Origin of the sequence: Marinomonas sp. A3A, from assembly GCF_018336955.1 — a bacterium.
Taxonomy (GTDB): domain Bacteria; phylum Pseudomonadota; class Gammaproteobacteria; order Pseudomonadales; family Marinomonadaceae; genus Marinomonas; species Marinomonas lutimaris.
On sequence record NZ_CP025532.1, the window covers coordinates 1492169 to 1511270 of the forward strand.

The 19102-nt window shown below is 42.4% G+C and carries 21 protein-coding genes and 1 pseudogene; 11 read left to right on the forward strand and 11 right to left on the reverse strand.

The features are described from left to right. Positions 1 to 3: 3 nt before the first annotated feature. Positions 4 to 3462 (reverse strand): PAS domain-containing hybrid sensor histidine kinase/response regulator, encoded by a 3459-nt coding sequence (locus tag CYL31_RS06970; protein WP_212918210.1) that lies wholly within the window; start codon positions 3460 to 3462, stop codon positions 4 to 6. A 246-nt stretch (positions 3463 to 3708) separates the two neighbouring features. On the opposite strand from CYL31_RS06970, the gene CYL31_RS06975 reads away from it, so the two are divergent. From CYL31_RS06975 to CYL31_RS06990, 4 genes are all read left to right on the forward strand, one after another. Next, on the forward strand, positions 3709 to 4071 hold the full coding sequence (locus CYL31_RS06975; protein ID WP_212918211.1) for a DOPA 4,5-dioxygenase family protein: 363 nt from the start codon (positions 3709 to 3711) through the stop codon (positions 4069 to 4071). A gap of 42 nt (positions 4072 to 4113) precedes the next feature. Further along, positions 4114 to 4554, forward strand: coding sequence for a GNAT family N-acetyltransferase (locus tag CYL31_RS06980; protein ID WP_212918212.1), 441 nt, complete (start codon positions 4114 to 4116; stop codon positions 4552 to 4554). Between the two features lie 252 nt (positions 4555 to 4806). Next, a complete protein-coding gene (locus CYL31_RS06985) occupies positions 4807 to 5289 on the forward strand; it encodes an FKBP-type peptidyl-prolyl cis-trans isomerase (RefSeq protein ID WP_212918213.1) in 483 nt (160 codons plus the stop codon). 71 nt (positions 5290 to 5360) lie between these two features. Then, positions 5361 to 5987: a uracil-DNA glycosylase family protein gene (locus CYL31_RS06990; protein WP_212918214.1), complete on the forward strand. Its 627-nt coding sequence runs from the start codon at positions 5361 to 5363 to the stop codon at positions 5985 to 5987. On the opposite strand, the gene CYL31_RS06995 is transcribed toward CYL31_RS06990, so the two are convergent. Further along, complete coding sequence (locus CYL31_RS06995) at positions 5956 to 6423, reverse strand: GNAT family N-acetyltransferase (protein WP_212918215.1); 468 nt, start codon at positions 6421 to 6423, stop codon at positions 5956 to 5958. The two genes, CYL31_RS06990 and CYL31_RS06995, sit on opposite strands and share 32 nt — an antisense overlap. A gap of 137 nt (positions 6424 to 6560) precedes the next feature. Here CYL31_RS06995 and CYL31_RS07000 point away from each other — a divergent pair, with 137 nt between their 5' ends. Together CYL31_RS07000 and CYL31_RS07005 are read left to right on the forward strand one after the other, a co-directional pair. Next, positions 6561 to 7403: a DUF6279 family lipoprotein gene (locus tag CYL31_RS07000; protein WP_212918216.1), complete on the forward strand. Its 843-nt coding sequence runs from the start codon at positions 6561 to 6563 to the stop codon at positions 7401 to 7403. Between the two features lie 126 nt (positions 7404 to 7529). Further along, positions 7530 to 8048: an Mpo1 family 2-hydroxy fatty acid dioxygenase gene (locus CYL31_RS07005; protein WP_212918217.1), complete on the forward strand. Its 519-nt coding sequence runs from the start codon at positions 7530 to 7532 to the stop codon at positions 8046 to 8048. 183 nt (positions 8049 to 8231) lie between these two features. Here the strand turns inward: CYL31_RS07005 and CYL31_RS07010 are convergent, their stop codons facing one another. Together CYL31_RS07010 and CYL31_RS07015 are read right to left on the reverse strand one after the other, a co-directional pair. Next, entirely contained in the window at positions 8232 to 8435 is a 204-nt protein-coding gene (locus CYL31_RS07010; RefSeq protein ID WP_249411723.1) for an RSP_7527 family protein, read from the reverse strand. 162 nt (positions 8436 to 8597) lie between these two features. Continuing rightward, positions 8598 to 9071 carry an Lrp/AsnC family transcriptional regulator gene (locus tag CYL31_RS07015; protein WP_212918219.1) on the reverse strand — a complete coding sequence of 158 codons (474 nt, stop codon included), beginning with the start codon at positions 9069 to 9071 and terminating at the stop codon, positions 8598 to 8600. A gap of 119 nt (positions 9072 to 9190) precedes the next feature. Here CYL31_RS07015 and CYL31_RS07020 point away from each other — a divergent pair, with 119 nt between their 5' ends. Beyond that, a complete protein-coding gene (locus tag CYL31_RS07020; protein WP_212918220.1) occupies positions 9191 to 10426 on the forward strand; it encodes an aminotransferase class V-fold PLP-dependent enzyme in 1236 nt (411 codons plus the stop codon). Positions 10427 to 10479: 53 nt separating this feature from the next. On the opposite strand, the gene bluB is transcribed toward CYL31_RS07020, so the two are convergent. The 4 genes from bluB to CYL31_RS07040 form a co-directional block, all read right to left on the reverse strand. Then, positions 10480 to 11136: a 5,6-dimethylbenzimidazole synthase gene (bluB, locus tag CYL31_RS07025; protein ID WP_212918221.1), complete on the reverse strand. Its 657-nt coding sequence runs from the start codon at positions 11134 to 11136 to the stop codon at positions 10480 to 10482. Positions 11137 to 11242: 106 nt separating this feature from the next. Further along, positions 11243 to 11770 (reverse strand): hypothetical protein, encoded by a 528-nt coding sequence (locus tag CYL31_RS07030; RefSeq protein ID WP_212918222.1) that lies wholly within the window; start codon positions 11768 to 11770, stop codon positions 11243 to 11245. A gap of 99 nt (positions 11771 to 11869) precedes the next feature. Further along, positions 11870 to 13636: a sodium:solute symporter family protein gene (locus tag CYL31_RS07035; protein WP_212918223.1), complete on the reverse strand. Its 1767-nt coding sequence runs from the start codon at positions 13634 to 13636 to the stop codon at positions 11870 to 11872. A 5-nt stretch (positions 13637 to 13641) separates the two neighbouring features. Continuing rightward, a complete protein-coding gene (locus CYL31_RS07040; protein WP_212918224.1) occupies positions 13642 to 13902 on the reverse strand; it encodes a DUF4212 domain-containing protein in 261 nt (86 codons plus the stop codon). Between the two features lie 155 nt (positions 13903 to 14057). On the opposite strand from CYL31_RS07040, the pseudogene CYL31_RS07045 reads away from it, so the two are divergent. The 3 genes and pseudogenes from CYL31_RS07045 to CYL31_RS07055 all read left to right on the forward strand — a co-directional run. After that, positions 14058 to 14249 (forward strand): annotated as a pseudogene (locus CYL31_RS07045) (DUF6500 family protein); the annotation flags it as partial. A gap of 6 nt (positions 14250 to 14255) precedes the next feature. Continuing rightward, a complete protein-coding gene (locus tag CYL31_RS20815) occupies positions 14256 to 14708 on the forward strand; it encodes a VOC family protein (protein WP_212918859.1) in 453 nt (150 codons plus the stop codon). Positions 14709 to 14818: 110 nt separating this feature from the next. After that, the gene (locus CYL31_RS07055; RefSeq protein ID WP_212918225.1) at positions 14819 to 15286 is read left to right on the forward strand and encodes an MOSC domain-containing protein; all 468 of its coding nucleotides are present in this window, start codon (positions 14819 to 14821) and stop codon (positions 15284 to 15286) included. 59 nt (positions 15287 to 15345) lie between these two features. On the opposite strand, the gene CYL31_RS07060 is transcribed toward CYL31_RS07055, so the two are convergent. Together CYL31_RS07060 and CYL31_RS07065 are read right to left on the reverse strand one after the other, a co-directional pair. Next, positions 15346 to 17049, reverse strand: a complete 1704-nt coding sequence (locus tag CYL31_RS07060; protein WP_212918226.1) for an aminotransferase class V-fold PLP-dependent enzyme — start codon at positions 17047 to 17049, stop codon at positions 15346 to 15348. Positions 17050 to 17095: 46 nt separating this feature from the next. Continuing rightward, positions 17096 to 17566: an Lrp/AsnC family transcriptional regulator gene (locus tag CYL31_RS07065; RefSeq protein WP_212918227.1), complete on the reverse strand. Its 471-nt coding sequence runs from the start codon at positions 17564 to 17566 to the stop codon at positions 17096 to 17098. 292 nt (positions 17567 to 17858) lie between these two features. Here CYL31_RS07065 and CYL31_RS07070 point away from each other — a divergent pair, with 292 nt between their 5' ends. Further along, on the forward strand, positions 17859 to 18740 hold the full coding sequence (locus CYL31_RS07070; RefSeq protein ID WP_249411724.1) for a delta-class carbonic anhydrase: 882 nt from the start codon (positions 17859 to 17861) through the stop codon (positions 18738 to 18740). An 89-nt stretch (positions 18741 to 18829) separates the two neighbouring features. Here CYL31_RS07070 and CYL31_RS07075 read toward each other — a convergent pair. Beyond that, positions 18830 to 19102: IS3 family transposase (locus CYL31_RS07075; RefSeq protein WP_212918228.1), on the reverse strand; the 273-nt coding region annotated here is incomplete at its 5' end.

The following is a 19102-nucleotide window of genomic DNA, read 5'->3' on the forward strand; positions in this document are numbered from 1 at the left end:
CTGTTATTGCGAGTCCTCTCTTAATTGGTGAATATGTTGCACCAAAGCCCGTAATTTTGCGGGCTTTGCTGGTTTTGCCATATAGGTAATGTTCTGTTGCTTACATAACTCTACTAGCTCTGGGTCGCGTAGAGCGGTGATCAACACGGCTGGAATGGTTTTTCCTGCACGGGCTCGAAGTGATTTAATCAAAGACAAACCATCTTGGTTATCGTCAAGATGGTAATCCACTAACAGTAACTCTGCTTCCCCTTCTGCCTCTAGGGCATCATTAAAGCGATTAAATGTCCGACAGTCGCACTGCCAATGAGTTAATAGTGTGTTCATGGCGATTAGATTATTTTTCTCGTCATCGATACACCAAACATAGCAGTGAGCCAGCTTTTCTTGTGGTGTGATCGTGGTTTGAAATGTTGAAAAATTGACTACTTGATTGCTTTTGGCCAATGGAATACCGATGCTAAAGCAGCTACCTTTACCGGGGGTTGAATGTATTTCAGTTACTAAACCGAGTTGTTTTTGCATGCGACGAACCAAGCCTAGTCCCAATCCCATTCCTGGTTCTTGGGTGTTTTCCCAACGATAGAAGTCATCAAATATTTTCTTTTGCTCTGTTACTGGAATTCCCACACCGGTATCCCATACTTGTAAATACACGACGCCAGAGCGAGGTCTGACACTCAATAATACGCGGCCTTTTTGCGTGTACTTCACCGCGTTTGAAACAAAATTTTGAATGATTCGGCGTAAGTAAATAGGGTCTGTATGAACTCTAAAAGGGCGTAAATGTGTGGTTAAGCGAATGTTTTTACTGTCTGCTATCACGCCAAATTCAGCCACAATCGGTGCGAGGATATCTTGCAAATTGCAATCTACTAACTTGGGTTGAATCGCCCCTTGGTCTAGTCGGGCGATTTCAAGCAAAGTGGAAATTAGTGCCTCGGTTGATTCTAAAGAATCGGATAATTTATCAATAACTTGGTTGGTGTCATTGGGTAATTCCGTAGATTGTAAAATCCCCATATAAAGCTTAGCGGCGTTTAGCGGCTGTAAAATATCATGACTGGCTAAGGCGAGGAATTCTGTCTTAGAGGCATTAGCTTGTTCGGCTTCTGCTTTGGCGCTGATCAGAGCTTTTTCAGCTTGATTACGGCGTTCGATTTCTTGCATTAGTTCGTGGTTAACGCCTTGTACTTCTACCGTACGGGCTTCGACACGCTTTTCTAAGTCTATGTTAGCCTCTTTTAAGGCTTGTTGGCTTTCTATGTGTTCTGTGACATCGGTAAAGCTGGTGACGAAGCCGCCATCAGGCAGAGGGTTACCTACCATTTCGATAACTCGGCCACTGGCGCGGCGTCGTAAGAAGCGATGAGTTGTGCCTTTTTTAAGGTGTTCCAAGCGCTTGTTAACCAACTCTTCTATGTCGCCAACACCACACTCACCGCGTTCAGCATTAAAGCGAATCAATTCTTCTACTGGTAAACCAACGGTTAACATGCCTTCTGGATAAGGATAAAGAGACAGGTAGGTTTTGTTCCAAGCGACGATGCGTAGGTCTTTGTCTACCACGCTAATCCCTTGGTCTAAATTGTCCATGGAAACGAAGAGTAAATTTTGGCTGAATTGAATAGCTTGGGTGGTTTCATCTAGGTAAGTCACCATTTCTTCCACCTTGATTTGCTTATCAATCAAGATTGAATTAATGATAGTGCGAGCCGAAGAACCACCTAATACGCCACCTAGAATACGTTCGCAGTAGTCGACAAATAAGCGATTTGGTGAAGTATTCGATGGAATAGTTTGGCTGTAATCTTGCTCAAAGTTCGATAGGACTTGTTGGCTCTTTTGCTTGCCTAAAAAGGTTTCTAACAGCACGAAAAAATCACCGTTAGTGGCTTTGCTTTTAGGTTTAAAAAAGCCTTTTTCCAATTCTGTGGTTGGGCTAACAAAGGCGGTGGCTTGGATTCGGTCAATCAAGCGCTCGGTGGATAATAAAGAACCGACCACATAGCCAAAGATATTTGCCAATAAACTGATAAAAGCCCCGTAACTAATGAGTTCTGAGCGAGATTGTGCATTATCTAAATCCCAATCCATATTACCTGTGAGTGGCAGCATCATCAGTAATACCCAGCATAAGAAGCCAAAGGTTAAACCAGTATAAACTCCATGAGCATGAGCGCGTTTCCAATAGAGGCCACCAAGTACCGCAGGCATAAGTTGTAACACGAGAGAGAAAGCCAGTATTCCAGTGTTTGCTAATGATTCAGCATTGGCCATTTTTTGGTAATACAAAAACGATAACAGCAATATCCCCATCATGGCTAAGCGTCGAATCATTAATATTCGGCGTCGATATAAGGGCAAGGCTTGCTGTTGGGCACTGGCGCGAGCCAACATCAGAGGTAAGATTACATCATTACTGATCATGATACTTAGGGCAAAAGTGGCGATGATAATCATCGCCGTCGTAGCAGACATTCCTCCAAGAAAAATCAGCATTTGCAGCGGCAGATTATCAGACACTAAAGCAAATTGAATCACGTAAGTATCTGGATTGATATCCGCAGAAAAAAGGCTCTGACCTGCAATGGCAATAGGTGGAATGATGGTGGCAAAAATCAGCAAATATAAAGGGAATAGCCAGCGTGCCATATTGGATTGCTGGTTATTTTGATGGTCGACCACAGTGACATGAAACTGGCGAGGCAAGCATATTACCGCCGCTGCAGACATAAAGGTCTGCATAAGAAACGGGAAGGATAGAAACTGTTCTGGATTCCATACTGTGAAATCGACATTTTTACTCAGCTTGTTAACATCAAACTCTTGTGTCATCAGAACGGCAACGATACCAACGGCCACAATGGCGATTAGTTTAAACAAGGATTCAGCGCCGATCGCTAGCATCATGCCAGAACGATATTCAGTGACTTCAACTTTTCGAGTGCCAAATAACATGGCAAAAATACCAATTAGAACAGTCGCAACTAAGACAACAAAGCTAGTTGAGGACTCATCCTGATTGACAAAAAGAGCAAAATTCGAGCCGATGGCCTTTAGCTGTAAGGCAATATAGGGTATCACTGCGAGCATACTGATAAGTATGACTAAAGGTGCGGTCATCGGCCGTTTGCCATATCGAGAAGAGATAAAGTCAGCAATAGAAGTGATGTTTTGCTTACGACTGACCGTAATCATCTTTCTTAGAATGGGGAAGGCAAATAGGTAAAGCAAAATTGGGCCTAGGAGAATTGGCAAATAACTCCAGCCTGAGCGTGAGGCTTCGCCAATAGAGCCGTAAAATGTCCAAGCCGTACAATAAATAGCTAATGACAAGCTGTAGACCAACGGGTGGCGAGTCAGCTTTTTTGCTGTTGCACTTTCTTTGTCGCCCCAGATAGCAATCCAGAACAGGCCCAGAACATAAAGAATGGCTAACAGAACCCAGAAAACAGTCATTAAATAAATTACCCAAACATAGACTGATGCGTCATGGTTGCTTATCTTGAGACTTGAAGGTCTCGTCCTACATATAAATGTAACACAGCCAATTAGACAATCCTCTACGACTTAGGTCGCGTAGGTCATCTCATCACGTGAATGTTTATTTCTTATTTAGCAATACAGCTTTCTTGGTAAGAGACTCCTGCACTATGCTCACTAGTGCTAAACTTGTTTTCTCTAGATTTGGCTATAGGCGGAACTATGAACCAACTTCCTTTAAATGATGACATCAAAGCATTCCATGCGCATCTCTATTACACAGACGAAGCGGGTGTTGAAATGGCCAAGGACGTGGCAAAGAAAGCTAGTGAGCTGTTCGAAGTTCGTGTTGGGCGTTTCCATCAAAAGCCAGTAGGGCCACATCCAGTTTGGAGCTGTCAGCTTTCATTCGCTGCAGAAACCTTTTGTAAGATCATTCCATGGTTGATGTTAAATCGCCAATCATTGGACGTGTTTGTGCATCCACTTACAGGCAATGAGTATGTCGATCATACTCAAGGGGTTAGCTGGCTAGGTCAGTCTTATGTGCTTGATACTTCTCAGTTCACATCTCCGAGTGAGTAAACATTTTCAAACAGCTGATGAATAATGGAGCATTGGAAAAGCATGAAGGTCCGATTGGCCAATTTACAAGACGCCAATGCCATTGCTGAAGTTGCTTCAGCATTAGGTTATCAAAACACGGTATCAGAAGAGCTTGCCATAAAACGTCTTGAACGGTTGCTAGCATCTAGTAATGACAAAGTTTGGGTGGCCGAATTCAATGGTCAACTGATCGGCTGGCTTCATGCTCAGCATGCTTTTCGAGTAGCTTCTGCTGACTTTATAGAAATCTTAGGTTTGTCCGTTGCGGATCAAGCAAGATTAAAAGGCGCGGGGCGAGCTTTGGTCGAAAAAGCAAAAGAGTGGGCTTTGAATGAAAAGATAACATTGCGAGTTCGTACAAATGATGCCCGTGATGGCGCGAAAAATTTTTATATCACATTAGGTTTTACTACTGCAAAAATTCAATCTGTTTTTCAAATTGAAAATAAAGAAGTGTCTTAAATTTGATCAGCACAGGATGTTTTTCAGTTTTTTTCAAAATATTTGTTAAACATCCCTTTAAAAATCGTCGAACGTACCAAACTTCTACGGTTATACGGTAGTTATTGAGCTTATGGGACGTTATCATAATGCTACAAGCTATTGTTTGGGTTCGTGTTGTGGCGGTGTAACGCTTATTGTTGAAATGTAAGGTTTGCTTGTATCAAGCTCTCGTTCCCTCATTATTTATTTTTTACTCATTAGGAGAATACAATGCAAATTACAGAAAACGCCGTTGTTAGCATGCACTACACACTAACTGATGAACAAGGCCAAGAGCTTGATTCTTCTGTTGGTCAAGAGCCTTTAGTATTTCTAAGTGGCGCGCAAAATATCATTGATGGTCTAGACAAAGCCCTTCAAGGTAAAGCCGCTGGCGACAAGCTTGCTGTTTCTGTTGCTCCTGAAGACGGCTACGGTGCGGTTCACGAAGAGCTAATCCAAAAAGTACCAACTGAAAATTTCCAAGGTGTTGATGAGATCCAAGTTGGCATGCAATTCATGGCACAAACGCCAGGCGGTCAACAGCCAGTAACCGTTATCGCAGTAGAAGACGATGGCGTAATGCTAGATGGTAACCATCCTTTGGCTGGTAAAACATTGAACTTTGATGTTGAAATCATTGACGTTCGTGAAGCATTGGCTGAAGAACTAGAGCATGGACATGTTCACGGCGCTGGCGGTCATCACCACTAAGTTCCCAATGAATAACGAAAAAAAGCGGCTTCTGATTTTTCAGTTGCCGCTTTTTTTATACGGTAACCTTTATGTCTAATGATGTCTTTCTTATACTAAAAGACGCGGTTCTTTCTTGTCAGCATTGCGCTGATGTTTTGCCTTATCTCCCCAAACCTATTCTACAAATTCACCCTAATGCAAAACTATTAGTCGCTGGACAAGCGCCAGGGCAAAAAACGCATGAAATTGGTCGGCCATTTGATGATTTAAGTGGCGAGCGCTTACGTGAATGGTTGGGCCTATCTGCTGATGAATTTTACGATGAGCAGCAAGTCGCTATTGTTCCAATGGGATTTTGCTTTCCGGGGAATAGTGTTCATAAAAGCGGACCGTCAGTGGGAAAGAAATCAGGTGATTTGCCTCCACGTCCCGAATGTTCGATCAAATGGCGAGAAGTTGTGCTTAATCAGCTGACTAATATTGAATTAACGATTGTCTTAGGGGGGTATGCACAAGCTTACCATTTAGGCCAGTCTGGTAAGGTGACAGAGCAGGTCAAGCAATGGCGATATTGGCTAGAGCAAGGCAAACTAGTATTGCCTCACCCCAGCCCAAGAAATAACCGTTGGCTTAAGCAAAACCCTTGGTTTGAAGCTGAAGTCTTACCAGAGTTGAGATCGCGGATTAAAGGCTTACTTCAGTCTCCCTCGTCATAAGGTAATGCTCTATGCCATCTTCCATGTAGGGTTCGGATACTGTGATAAATCCATGGGATTGATAAAAGCCTTCAAGATGAGATTGTGCGCCGATTTTAATCGGACTATCAGGCCAAAGCTTAAGCGTCTCTTCAATCGCATGAGCCATCAATGTGTGACCAATTTTATCCTTGCGGCTTTTCTTTGCGACAACGACTCGTCCTATGCTTGTGTAACCTAGGTAAGAATCGCCTTTTGCTAAAAGTCTCGCATAAGCAACCAATTTATTATCTTGCAAAGCAAACAAATGTCTAGTGTCTGGTAACGTATCTAAATTATCCAAATCAGGAAAAATACAGTTTTGTTCTACTACAAACACATCAGAGCGCAGCTTTAATAAGTTATATAAATTGTTATTGGATAGTTCGTTAAATGTCTGGCAGTGCCAAGTTAGCATGTCTTTTCTCTATTCAATCTTGTTCGGCGGTATTATATCTAGGAAGTCACGTTATGAATATGAAAGATATAACTATCGCCAGATAGTCTGTTACTTGTAATATTTATAATAAAGCTGACTAGGTTGAGGTAGTGAAAATGAAGGAGGGTAAATTTCCACTGGTTTTACTGTTTAGCTTTCTCTTGAGTGCCTGTTCGTCATCTTTTGCGTATAACAATATTGATTGGTTGATGTATTGGTATGTCGACGATTATGTAGACTTATCGCCAAGTCAAAAAGATATGCTAGATGAGCGGGTTGCTTTATGGCAAGACTGGCATCGTTCTATAGAGCTTCAAAAATATCAGGATCAGCTCAAAAATCTGAAAATAAAATTAGACTCAGGTCCTCTCAATCAGGACCAGTGGCTAAGAGAGTTTGATGAAGCGCAAGAGCACCTTAATCGTTTTCGTACAAAAATTGCTCCTGAGTTGGCAGAGGTTGCTCAACAATTATCTCTGGAACAAATCGAGGGAGCACTATCGGCTTTGGATAAAAAAAGACAAGAAAGCCTGATAAAGTTTGAAAAGCAAACTGTGGCGGAAAGATTAAAGCGTAGAGAGGAGCGTTTATCAGAGCCAGTTGAAGATAATATGGGTAAGTTATCTCAGCTACAAACCGATATTATCAAAAAGTATGCACATCAATTTATTCCAACATTTAGTGAGCGAACTGCATATCAACGTACTCTTCAGAATGCAGCAAAGGATATTTTTGCTAATCGAAATGCCCCCGAGTTTAAGCAGCAGCTCGTTTCTCTTATTGGCGATCCAGACCATTACAAAACGTCTGAATACGAAGCGACTTTGGCGTACAACACTCGCCTATATGCCAAAATGTTGGCGGAGCTAAATCTGACTTTTACCCAAGAACAAAAGCTAAGGCTTGATGCTAAGCTCGACGAATGGGTTGACTTAATTGAGGAGCTAATTTCAGGTTAGTCGTTAAAGTTGCGGATTGGTAAAGTACCATAGCTGGTATAGAGATATATCAATAAAATACTTTAACCTTTTTTAGAAATGCGTTTTACTGATATCAATAAAATAATAAAAATCGAGGTCAGTAGAATGAAAACCATGCTAGAACATTTGTCCCAATATGCCTTTTATCACCAAGATCGCCGCAATGTAGCAACGCATTTTGTTGGTATTCCTATGATAGTTGTCGGGATTGCTGTTTTGTTGTCCCGTCCAAATTTCACCTTGCTTGACATAGAGTTCACACCAGCTCTTATTATTGCCCTTGCCAGTAGTGTTTTTTATATTCGCTTAGACAAAATGGTTGGTGTTGTGATGACGATTCTGCTTGCGTTGACTATATGGATTGCTGAATTTTTTGCACTTCAAAGTACATTCGTATGGTTAATCACTGGGATTGCTTTATTTATCGTCGGTTGGATATTTCAATTCGTAGGGCATTACTTTGAAGGCAAAAAACCAGCTTTTTTAGACGATGTAACGGGGTTAATTATAGGGCCTTTATTTGTTTTTGTTGAGCTGTTGTTTTTACTAGGGCTAAAACAGGATTGGCAAAAAACAATAGAACGTTCTTGCGAAAAACAAAATAAAGCTGTGAATAAAAAATAATTAAGGTTGAAGTAGAATTGCTGGAAGAAGATTAGATAGATGAGGTAGGAACAGGAAGCGCTTAATGTTTTTATTCTAGCGCCATTTCCTTACAAGCCTGTTGGAGTAAGCCAAAATATCTGTTTTGTGAACAGATGCTTACCCAATAACTTTCTAGTGTACTTAACTGTTAAAATGTATTGATTAAGCGTGTTGAGCAGAAGATGATACAAACGCTGTTTTCAATTTTAGCACTGCTTTTTTAACAGATTGAACAGCAGAAGAAATACCAGCAACGATGTATTCAGCACGTTCTGCGCGAGCGATAGCTTCGTATTTTTCAGCATCAGTTAGATAAGAAGTGTTTACGTTTTTTAGTAATTCGGCAACAGTTTGAGTGTTTTTCATGATGTATTCCTCGTTTATGGTTGTTTCAGAAAGCATCAAAACTTATTTCGTTTTGATGCTTGTATAGTAGAAACTATGGGTAAATAAGACAAACGATAAAAAATACATCGATACCTGAAAAAAACTAATCAATCGGACAGCGAATGATTCTAGATGAGATTTTTATACCTTATCAAGAGGGCTACCGTCTTGTTTTGCTGTGTCTAAACGTATGTAGGATTTTGTGCTCACGACATCGGCATGGGCATAAAGTTGTTTGACGACTAAGTCCGTGAATTGTGTCATGTCTTTGGCACAAATTTCTACCATCAAATCTACGTCTCCTGTGACACCATGAACGTTAATGGCAGCACTTTGTTGTTGTAGAAAATTCATCACATTATCTCGTGCATTGGGAGCGTCTTTACTGACTGTGACTAAAGTCCAAGCCATGACGCTATAACCGAGCTTTTGGTAGTTAACCTGTGCTCTATAACCACTAATAATGTCCATTTCTTCTAACTGGCGTAAGCGCCTTAAACACTGCGATTGCGATAGATTAATACTCTCGGCTAATTGTGTATTGCTAAGGCGGCCATCTTTTTCTAATGCTTGGATTATTTTGTAGTCGGTACGGTCTAAGGTGATTTCTTTCATAAAAGTCTCAATTTAAACAAAAATCTTGTATTAGGTTATGAATTCTTCTTTTAAATAGCAAACAACTTGTGTGCCTTATTCTTTATACTTTGGATTACTTTCGCTTAGGAGATAAGGTTATGGCTGTGTCATTAGATTTGGCGTTTGTTCGCTCTCAATTTCCTGCTTTTAAAGAGCTGTCTTTGGCGGGTCAGGCGTTTTTTGATAATGCGGGTGGCTCTTATGCTTGTCAGGCGGTGATTGATCATCTGGATCAATATTATCGAGAAACCAAGCTCCAGCCTTATCATCTTCATCCTGCGGCACAAAAAGCGGGTGCTCAGATGGATTTAGCACACGAGCGTTTAGCCTCTTATTTGAATGTGAAGGTCAGCGAAGTGCATCTTGGACCTTCTACGTCTCAAAATACTTACGTGTTAGCACAAGCTTTTGGCAAGATTTTAAAAGCGGGTGACGAAATCATTGTGACCAATCAAGATCATGAAGCAAATATTGGTGTTTGGCGTGCATTAGAAACACGTGGCATTGTGATTAAAGAATGGCAAGTGGATGCACAGACTGGGTCGTTAGATATAAATGACTTAGAGGCCCTTTTTACTGAACGAACCAAGCTTTTAGCCTTTACCCATTGTTCGAATATCGTCGCTGAAATCAATCCTGTAGCAGAGATTTGTGCTCGAGCAAAAACGGCAGGTGTGGCAACGGTGGTGGATGGCGTATCCTTCGCGGGTCATGGCTTACCAGATATTGATGTGCTAGGCGCTGACATTTATCTATTTTCTCTTTATAAAGCCTACGGAACGCATCTTGGAGTGATGGTCATTCGTGATGCCATGGCCGATAAATTGGGTAATCAGGCGCATTATTTTAACAAAGCTTATCGTCAAAAATGGTTTGTACCAGCAGGTCCTGATCATGCTCAAGTGGCGGCAAGCCGTGGGGTGTTGGATTACTTTGATACTTTGCACGATCATCACTTCGAAGCGACGGACTCTGCGATAGAAAAAGCTCAGCGCGTGCGAAATTTATTCCATGATGCCGAGCAAGCTTTATTACCTAAGTTGCTAAACTTTGTTGATCAACATCCGAAACTAACCCTGCTTGGAACGGCTGATCCCGCGAAGAGAGCAGCGACTGTGTCTATTATTCCTAAAGGACAAACGCCTCAGGAGTTAGCGCAGAAGTTAGTAGATCAAGGCATTATTTGTGGAGCAGGGCACTTCTATGCCGTGCGTTTGCTAGAAGCCATGAATGTGGACACAAGTACGGGCGTGGTTCGCTTGTCATTTGTTCACTATACGAATGGCGAAGAAATGGATCAGTTGATCGAGGCTTTAGATAAAGCGCTCTCATAGAGCGAGTGCGAGGGCAGGTTTAGTCTCTGCTCTCGCTGGTTTTTTAGAGTGAATTATTCTTTAGTTGGCTCCGGCCAGGAATCATAATGGATTGCAGAACTAGCATCTCGTCTTGGTAACCAGCCAGCTCTTTCTAGGTCTGGTGTGTCATGAAATGTGTCTACATAACCCACGCACAAATAGGCAATGATATCGATGGATTCTGGAATATTGAGCGTATCGCGTATCACCTTGTCATGAACAATACTTACCCAACCTACGCCAAGATTTTCCGCTCTCGCGGCTAGCCATAGATTTTGTACCGCGCATACCGAACTGAATAAATCCATTTCTGGCTTCGCCGTTCGTCCCAATACCACAGAGCCTGTTCGGCTACGGTCACAGGTAACGCAAATCCCCAATGGCGCTTCTTCAATGCCTTCTAGTTTGAAACTTTTATATTGCTCTTTGCGCTTGCCTTCAAACAGTTCGGTTGCTTCGGCGTGAGCTTGCAAAAAACCTTGTTTAACTTGAGTCTTGGATTCTGCTTTGGTGACAAGAATGAAGTCCCAAGGCTGCATAAAGCCAACGCTTGGCGCATGGTGAGCAGCCAGTAATACGCGTTCTAAAACATCATTTGGAATAGGATCGGGCTTGAACTCTCGTCGCACATCTCGGCGAGAAAATATGGTCTTGTAAACCGCGTCACGTTCTTCTGGAGTGATGTTCATAATATCGACTTTCGCAATTGGATAAGCCGATATTATGAGGAATTATGGTGCTTTATGCCAATGAGGAAAACTCGAGTTAACAAGAGTTTTCTAAGCTTGATCGCTCTTAAACTTGATTGCCGCAAACCGCTTTTAGTAATAAATCATCGCTTTCAAGTGGGTACCAGGTTGAAGTTGATGGCTGTTTTGAATCTGGGGAAGCTGTGAAAGATTGAGTGAAATCTGTTCTGGCGCCTTGTACGCAATCGACTATTTGTGGAACACGTTTCGCCATGTGGCGACGTTCAAAAAAGTACAAGTCGACTAGAACAAGGTTCGGGTCAATTTTATTTTTTGCAGAATTCTCTACGTCGGCAGCAATAAAGCGAAGTGTTTGTGGGAATACGTAGCTCCAAGGACGCCATGGGGCTTCTTCTTGGACTGTTTTTACAACGACAACGCCTTCTGGTAACAAGCTAGTTTGGTGATCGTACCAGTCGTATTCACCTTGGATTTGAAAACCAAGCATGGCAACACCCGCAAACACAGGAACCAGCCATTTCGGCGCCGTTTGTTTGGTTATCTTTCTTAACAACAGGGCAATACCTGCGCCGCCAATACCGGCAAAAACGGTAGCAATGAGTTCCCAAAACATAAGCGTTCTCTTTTTTGATATTGTGTTGATTCTTATTATAGGGAAATTGGGCCTCACAAAGAAGTGAGGCCCAATTGATAGGAAGTGCTTTGTTAAACCTTAGTGGTCAACGGCACCGCCAGCACCTTGAGGATAACGAACGCTTTCAACAAGGTCTTGGATTTCTTTTGGTGGTGGTGCTGTCATCGAAGAGACAGTAAACGCGACCACAAAGTTAATCACCGCACCAATGGCACCGAATGACAATGGTGAGATACCGAACCACCAGTTATCAGGTGTGTTGGCGAACGACGCTGTACCTGGAATGAAGAACCAGCCAAGGAATAAGAAGATATAAACCAAGGTTGAAATCAGACCCGCTAGCATACCAGCGACAGCACCAGTGCTATTCACACGTTTAGAGAAGATACCCATCATTAGAGCAGGGAAGATAGAGGCCGCAGCGATCCCAAATGCTAATGCGACTACCTGTGCTGCGAATCCGGGTGGATTCATACCTAAGTAAGTTGCCAATGCAATGGCGACGAACATGGATACCCTTGCCACCCTGAGTTCTCCTTTGTCACTAATATTGGGGTTTATTGATCCCTTTATTAAGTCATGACTTATCGCAGACGAGATTGCTAATAGCAGACCAGCAGCCGTTGAAAGTGCAGCGGCCAAGCCACCCGCAGCAATCAGACCAACAACCCAACCAGGTAAGTTAGCAATTTCAGGGTTTGCCAATACAAGTATGTCACCGTTAACCGTTAATTCATTACCAGCCCAACCACGTGCAGTTGCTTCGTCTTTGAAAGCTGGAACATCGTTATAGAACTGTACTCGACCATCGCCATTTTTATCGTCGAACTTGATAAGGCCGGTAGTTTCCCAAGTTTGAACCCAATCAGGACGCTCAGCGTACTCAATAGGTGCAGCCGTTGGGCCAGAAGGATAAATGGTGGTTAATAGATTCAAACGAGCCATAGACGCAACAGCAGGTGCTGTTAGGTATAGCAAAGCAATGAATACTAACGCCCAACCAGCTGACCAACGAGCATCAGCTACTTTAGGAACAGTGAAGAAGCGAATGATAACGTGTGGTAAACCTGCTGTACCTATCATCAGAGACAATGTAAACAGAACCATATTTAATTTGTTATCAACATCGGCTGTGTAGTCTCTAAAGCCAAGTTCTCGTACCACTTCATCTAATTTTTGTAGCAACGGTATGCCAGATTCAGTGTGGTTAGAGAAAAGACCAATAGCAGGAATAAAGGTATCCGTTAGCTGTAATGAAATGAAAACTGCAGGAATGGTATAAGCGATGATTAGAACCACATATTGCGCAACCTGCGTATAAGTGATGCCTTTCATACCGCCCAATACCGCGTAGAAGAATACAACAACCGCAGCGATCAAAAGACCTGTGTTGTTATCTACTTCCAAGAAGCGAGAGAAGGCTACGCCTGCACCAGTCATTTGACCGATTACATAAGTAACTGACGCGATGATCAAACAAGCCACCGCGACTAGACGAGCAGTACTACTGTAGAAGCGATCACCGATGAAGTCTGGCACGGTAAATTTACCGAACTTACGTAAGTAAGGTGCTAGAAGCATTGCAAGCAAGACGTAACCACCAGTCCAACCCATTAAGTAGGTTGAGTTAGCATAACCGCCTGCTGCGATCAAACCCGCCATGGAGATGAAAGACGCTGCAGACATCCAGTCTGCTGCCGTTGCCATACCGTTTAAAACGGGATGTACGCCACCGCCAGCTACATAGAATTCTTTTGTTGAACCAGCGCGAGCCCAGAATGCAATACCGAAGTAAAGCGCAAAGGAACCGCCGACGAAAAGTAAATTGATAGTAAACTGATCCATGCGACTTACTCCTGAAGGCCAAATTCTTCATCAAGCTTGTTCATTCTCCAAGCGTAGAAGAAGGTCAAGACGATGAATACGAGGATGGAACCTTGCTGAGCGAACCAGAAGCCTAAATCAGCGCCTCCAATCATAATGCCTGAGAGCATGGGACGAAGTAGGATAGCGCAGCCATAAGAGGCTAGCGCCCAAACCACCAAGCTGCCTAGTATCAGCCTTAGGTTTGCTTGCCAGTATTTTTCTGCATTAATGCTATGATCTGACATGGTAGATCTCCTTATAATTATTGTTATACGCCTTGTTAATTTAGCAGGCAGTTGTCTAATAAGAAGTCAGACTTTAGTCGCATAGCGTAATTATTAATCGATATGTGCTTGTGCGGGATTCTCGCAAGATAGTCTTCTAAAAAAGAGTAAGAGAAGTGAATACTAGGATTAAGCAAAAGATTCTTTCAGTTTGTGCTGAAAAAATAAAACAAAAAGGCGACGGCGTTCAAGTGTCATTTTATGCTTTTTTTGCCAATAAAAACCATGATCCAGTTACCTTGATGGCTGTTGCCCGCTGGTGGATTGAAGAACATCAACTGAATCACTTTGAAAAAGCCACTAAGATTTTCGCCATGGTGGCATCACTTGATGACTCTTTAGCTTTTCAACCATCCTCCATTCAACAGCACGAAGGTTTTAATCATCTGACCTTGAGTGTGGCGAATCTCGACATTTCACTTGGGTTTTATTGTGACTTGCTAGAGTTTAAAGGCGAGGTGCGTTGGAATACAGGCGCCTACTTGTCATACGGGAATTGTTGGCTCTGTTTGTCACTAGGTGAAGCAACCCCCAGTCAGGATTATACGCATTTTGCCTTTACTTTTGATTCGGCGGTTATGTGTTGTATTCAGCAAAAAACTGCTTTTCAAGCAGTGAAGCAATGGCAAGTAAACAGCAGTGAAGGGGATTCTTTATACATTGAAGACCCTGATGGCCATAAGTTAGAATTGCATTCAGGTTCCCTTGCTACACGTCTTGAGTCTTTAAAAGCTAAACCTTATGAAGGATTGGAGTGGTTAAATTAAATCTGTACCATATCAACCCTAGTAAAGAAGAACGGATCTATTGGTGAAGGTTTTTAATAAGTGCGTATGTCATAATCGACCAATGACAGACTTGTCTTAGGAGACAAAGGGTGATTCAAGCAATTTTTGTGTCGAAAAAGTCCAAGCAATCTCAGATCGGCATTGACGCTGTCAAAGTGGATGCGGGTAAAGGCATCGTAGGCGATAGATATTACGGGAAAAAAGGCTCTGATGGTCCAAATATTACCTTTGTTGAAAGTGAAGAAATCGCCGCTTTTAATGCAAACTTTGGGCAAAGCATTGGTCTTTCAGCGACCCGACGTAACATAGTGACCCAAGGAGTACGACTTAACCAATTGGTTGGGCAAGAGTTCTCTATTGGCGATGTACGCTTTTATGGAGTCGAATTGTGTGAGCCTTGTGGCTCGTTAGGCAAATCTCTTGCCAACGATTCAATATCATCACCGCAAGTGGTTAGAGCTTGGCTGCACCGTGGTGGTTTAAGAGCCAATGTTTTAAGTACTGGAATATTAAGAACAGGCATGCAATTTAATTTGATCCAGAAAAGCACTAAATAGGAAAATTCTAAATAGTCCTTTATCTGGATCTTTTTATATCTATGTCTAGACCGTACTAGTTAGACAAAATCCTCAGCTAATACAAAGCGTTTAATGTCGTTGAATTCTTTATTAAATGGCTGTGATTGTGGTGTGTATTTACCTGCTAGGCAGTCTTTTACAATCTCTTCAGCCTGCGTTAGATAAGTGTTTCTATTGTCCATTTGACTTGGCTTTGGTTCCGCTTCGAGCTGCTGCGCTTTTGTATGCAACAACAATAGCTCATTAAGCGACTTAGCTGTGGCCGATTCTCCTTGAAAACGCCATAAATCAGTGCCTTGGTCATAAGCGTAATAAGGTAATAGGGTCGTGCCGTGTTTCGCAATAAAATCGATAGCATCTAGAATAAATACCGCTTCTGCATCGTCTAAGAAATAATTCAAATTGAATCGAACCCAACCCGGTTTTACCAGTTTCTCGCCTTTTCTCAGTGCTTCTTGAATACGTTCGGATTCAGTTTTGTCTATGCCTAAAAGCTGATGGCCATAAGGCCCAGCACATGAACATCCACCTCGGACTTGGATGCCGAACATATCATTCAACACTGCGGTGACAAAACCGTAATGTAAGTAGCCAAAATCGGTTTTAATTCGAAAAGCAGTAATCGACAAACGTGCTGCGCCAGCATGACCTAAGCGTTCAATGCTTGGGTGGTTTTGCCAATGTTTGTCGATTAACTGTACGAGTTCGTGTTCACGAGCTTCGATCGTACTGTCGCCAACGGCTTGCTTTAGTTGAAACACCAAACCAGCACGAATGGATTCTAAAATCCCTGGTGTGCCGCCTTCTTCTCGGCGTTCGCCAATGGGTAAAAAGGTATGATTCTCTGGCGTGACAAACGACACCGTACCACCGCCAATAAGGCTCGGTTTTTGGTTGCTGATAATGGCTTTTTTGACGACCAAAATACCTGAAGTACCCGGGCCGCCGATAAATTTATGGGTAGAGAAAAAGATCGCATCTTTGGCAAGTGCTTGGTCTTTGCTTGGGTTCATATTTAACGCCACATAAGGCGCGGCCGCGGCAAAATCCCAAAAAGCGAGGGCATTATAGCGATGCAGCAAGGTCGTGATTGCGTCTTGATTGCATAAAATCCCTGTGACGTTGGATGCCGCGCTGAAACTGCCGATGAGACGTTTATTTTGTTTTGCCTGTAATTGCTCTTCTAAGGTGATTAAACAAACGCCACCGTCTTTAGATTCTGGAATTCTTATTACCTCAATGCCCAGCTCTCGCCAAGGTAATTCGTTGGAGTGATGCTCATAAGGTCCAATGAAGACCGTCGTTTGGGCTTTTTCTTCGGTATTAAGTTGGCGTAAGCCTAATTGGCTAATTAAGGTATTAATCGCGCTGGTGGCGCCACTGCCACAAAATATGACTAAGTCTTCAGCTGATGCGTTGACGGCTTCACGAATTTGTTGGCGAGCTTGTTCACGAAAAGCGGTAGTTTGTTGACCTGTAGCATTGGCTTCAGTATGCGTATTTGCATAAAGTGGTAGGACGTTGTGACGAATAGCATCTTCGATAAAGTCTAAACTGCGACCAGAAGCTGTATAGTCGGCATAGGTTAGTGTTCTTATACCAAATGGCGTATTTATTTGTGTGTTTTTGCCGATGATACCGTCGCGAATGCGGGCAAACAAAGCCTCTTGATTTGATTGGTTTGTGGTACTTTGCTCTCGTGTTCTTTGATTCAAAGTGCTTTCTGCGGCAGCAATGGACATAACTCTTTCCTTATTTGGCTTGCCGCATTAATAAACCTGTTATCACTCATTGGTTCACACTGGGCAAGGGCAACTGAGTTGTCCACTTGATTTGCTCCATGGCGAAGTTTGAGGTGACATCGGTTAATGCGGTGGCACTAATTAATCGTTTATAAAATTTGTCATACGCTGGGATGTCTTTGACCAGCACGCGTAATAAGTAATCGTATTCCCCTGCCATGCGGTAAAACTCCACCACTTCAGGAAATTCAGCCACGACGCGGGCAAATTCTTCTGCCCAATTTGCATCATGCTGGTTGGTTTTCACTTGAACAAAAACTGAGACGCCAAGACCAAGTTTGTCAGCATCTAAAAGCGCGACACGACGCTTGATATATCCAGCGTTTTCTAGCTTTTGAACCCGTCGCCAGCAGGGGGTTTTTGATAAGCCAACTTGCTGCGCCATAGACTCTGTGGAAATACTATCATCACTTTGAATTAAGGCAAGTAGTTGCAAATCTATCTCGTCTAAGTTCATTTTGTTCTCTTTATTGTTTAGTTATTAGATTTTAATTTCTTATTGTCGTGTTTTTCTTAGCTTGCTGCAATCAGATTCCTTATCCTTGTTTAATTTGGGAATTTGGTTTTTCTACGTAGCAGAAAAAAATTTATAAAATGATGATTCTGTTTAAAGAAAAAGTAAAAAATGAGGTATTAACCTTTTGGGGGAGTGATCTTTTGGAATTTTTTTTAGAACAAACAGTCCTATTTGCAGTGTTAAGTATTCACTAGGGGTTTTCCTAGCACGTAAATTCATTTTGGAGCTGTTAATGATGACGATTAAAGTTGTTCGTGGTGTGGGTTTTACTCTATTTTCAGGGTTAGCATTTTCAGGGTTAGCGATAGCTGCGAATCAGGCAGCAGTGTCAGATGAGGTTATTCTTAAGCAGCGTCAAGCGTTACAGGAAAGTACAAAGGATCAAAGTGTTGGGCCGCAATCCCCGCGAGATATCGATGTGATGTTTGGCCGTAATCTTCAAACATTTGAGCAAGCGCCAGTTTCTAGCAGCATGAACCTGTGCAATATACATTTTCACAAAAATGCGGAACATAAAGGCGGTGAGTTTACTCAATATGCCGGTAATGGTGACGGACAAGGTTTTCAAACTGGTTATGTCTATTCGGGTCAGCTTACTCAGAGCGAGCTCAAGCCTGTGAAAAATGGTGCTATTTGTAAGGGCAAACATAGCGAGCTTTTCCCTGGAGATACGATAGAAGTGCATTATGTGTATTCCACGGCTCAGGTAGAACCTGGCCCAACTTTAGGGGCTTGTGTTGTCGAAGGTGAGCCGACGCCTCAGCTACGAGTGGAGGCGCAGGTTTATGTTATGGTAAATGATGATAAAGCTCTTAACTTTGATGATTTAACCGCTAGCGATGTTCGCAATGGTTTTTTTCAAGTAGCCAACATTCCTAGTAATACGGGTAATCCAGTGACTTATGCTGGTTCAACGACTGGCCCTAACTACAATGAAAAAGCATCGCCTTATCAAGTAACGTGGAATGTTCGACCTAAAGTCGCTAAGGTCGATATTCAATCTGTGGGAGATTGGTGTGATAGTGACAATGTCTACGAAGAAGATCACGCTCATGGCGTGAGAAACTTGGTAATCAATCCAGACTTACTATCAAATAATGCTGATGCAAAGTAGACAAAATCAGCATTAATTCAAACGCTGTCCTATCTAGTTTTCATATAAAGCCCTCTTTTTGAAGTGACCCCATAAAGTTGGACACTTTATTAACCGGCTAACAATGCCTGATTTCGGTACTCTACCGGAGTCAGGCCATTTAACCCCATTTTTATCCGTTTCGTATTGTAGTAATCAATATACTCTTCAAGTTCTTGGATCAGATCATCTGCATCCTCGAAGGTTTCGCCATGGAACATTTCCGTTTTTAGTAAGGCAAAAAAGTTCTCAGCGACAGCATTGTCCAAACAATTCCCTTTTCGCGACATACTTTGCTGTAGTCCATGCTTTTTCAAGATAACTCGCGTTTGCTTTTGCTTTGC

Bases quoted from the DNA above. Each gene is read 5' to 3' on its own strand.
- CYL31_RS06970 (WP_212918210.1), bottom strand. From the start codon at position 3,462: ATGACTGTTTTCTGGGTTCTGTTAGCCATTCTTTATGTTCTGGGCCTG.
- CYL31_RS06975 (WP_212918211.1), top strand. From the start codon at position 3,709: ATGAACCAACTTCCTTTAAATGATGACATCAAAGCATTCCATGCGCAT.
- CYL31_RS06980 (WP_212918212.1), top strand. From the start codon at position 4,114: ATGAAGGTCCGATTGGCCAATTTACAAGACGCCAATGCCATTGCTGAA.
- CYL31_RS06985 (WP_212918213.1), top strand. From the start codon at position 4,807: ATGCAAATTACAGAAAACGCCGTTGTTAGCATGCACTACACACTAACT.
- CYL31_RS06990 (WP_212918214.1), top strand. From the start codon at position 5,361: ATGTCTAATGATGTCTTTCTTATACTAAAAGACGCGGTTCTTTCTTGT.
- CYL31_RS06995 (WP_212918215.1), bottom strand. From the start codon at position 6,423: ATGCTAACTTGGCACTGCCAGACATTTAACGAACTATCCAATAACAAT.
- CYL31_RS07000 (WP_212918216.1), top strand. From the start codon at position 6,561: ATGAAGGAGGGTAAATTTCCACTGGTTTTACTGTTTAGCTTTCTCTTG.
- CYL31_RS07005 (WP_212918217.1), top strand. From the start codon at position 7,530: ATGAAAACCATGCTAGAACATTTGTCCCAATATGCCTTTTATCACCAA.
- CYL31_RS07010 (WP_249411723.1), bottom strand. From the start codon at position 8,435: ATGAAAAACACTCAAACTGTTGCCGAATTACTAAAAAACGTAAACACT.
- CYL31_RS07015 (WP_212918219.1), bottom strand. From the start codon at position 9,071: ATGAAAGAAATCACCTTAGACCGTACCGACTACAAAATAATCCAAGCA.
- CYL31_RS07020 (WP_212918220.1), top strand. From the start codon at position 9,191: ATGGCTGTGTCATTAGATTTGGCGTTTGTTCGCTCTCAATTTCCTGCT.
- bluB (WP_212918221.1), bottom strand. From the start codon at position 11,136: ATGAACATCACTCCAGAAGAACGTGACGCGGTTTACAAGACCATATTT.
- CYL31_RS07030 (WP_212918222.1), bottom strand. From the start codon at position 11,770: ATGTTTTGGGAACTCATTGCTACCGTTTTTGCCGGTATTGGCGGCGCA.
- CYL31_RS07035 (WP_212918223.1), bottom strand. From the start codon at position 13,636: ATGGATCAGTTTACTATCAATTTACTTTTCGTCGGCGGTTCCTTTGCG.
- CYL31_RS07040 (WP_212918224.1), bottom strand. From the start codon at position 13,902: ATGTCAGATCATAGCATTAATGCAGAAAAATACTGGCAAGCAAACCTA.
- CYL31_RS20815 (WP_212918859.1), top strand. From the start codon at position 14,256: ATGGTGGCATCACTTGATGACTCTTTAGCTTTTCAACCATCCTCCATT.
- CYL31_RS07060 (WP_212918226.1), bottom strand. From the start codon at position 17,049: ATGTCCATTGCTGCCGCAGAAAGCACTTTGAATCAAAGAACACGAGAG.
- CYL31_RS07065 (WP_212918227.1), bottom strand. From the start codon at position 17,566: ATGAACTTAGACGAGATAGATTTGCAACTACTTGCCTTAATTCAAAGT.
- CYL31_RS07070 (WP_249411724.1), top strand. From the start codon at position 17,859: ATGATGACGATTAAAGTTGTTCGTGGTGTGGGTTTTACTCTATTTTCA.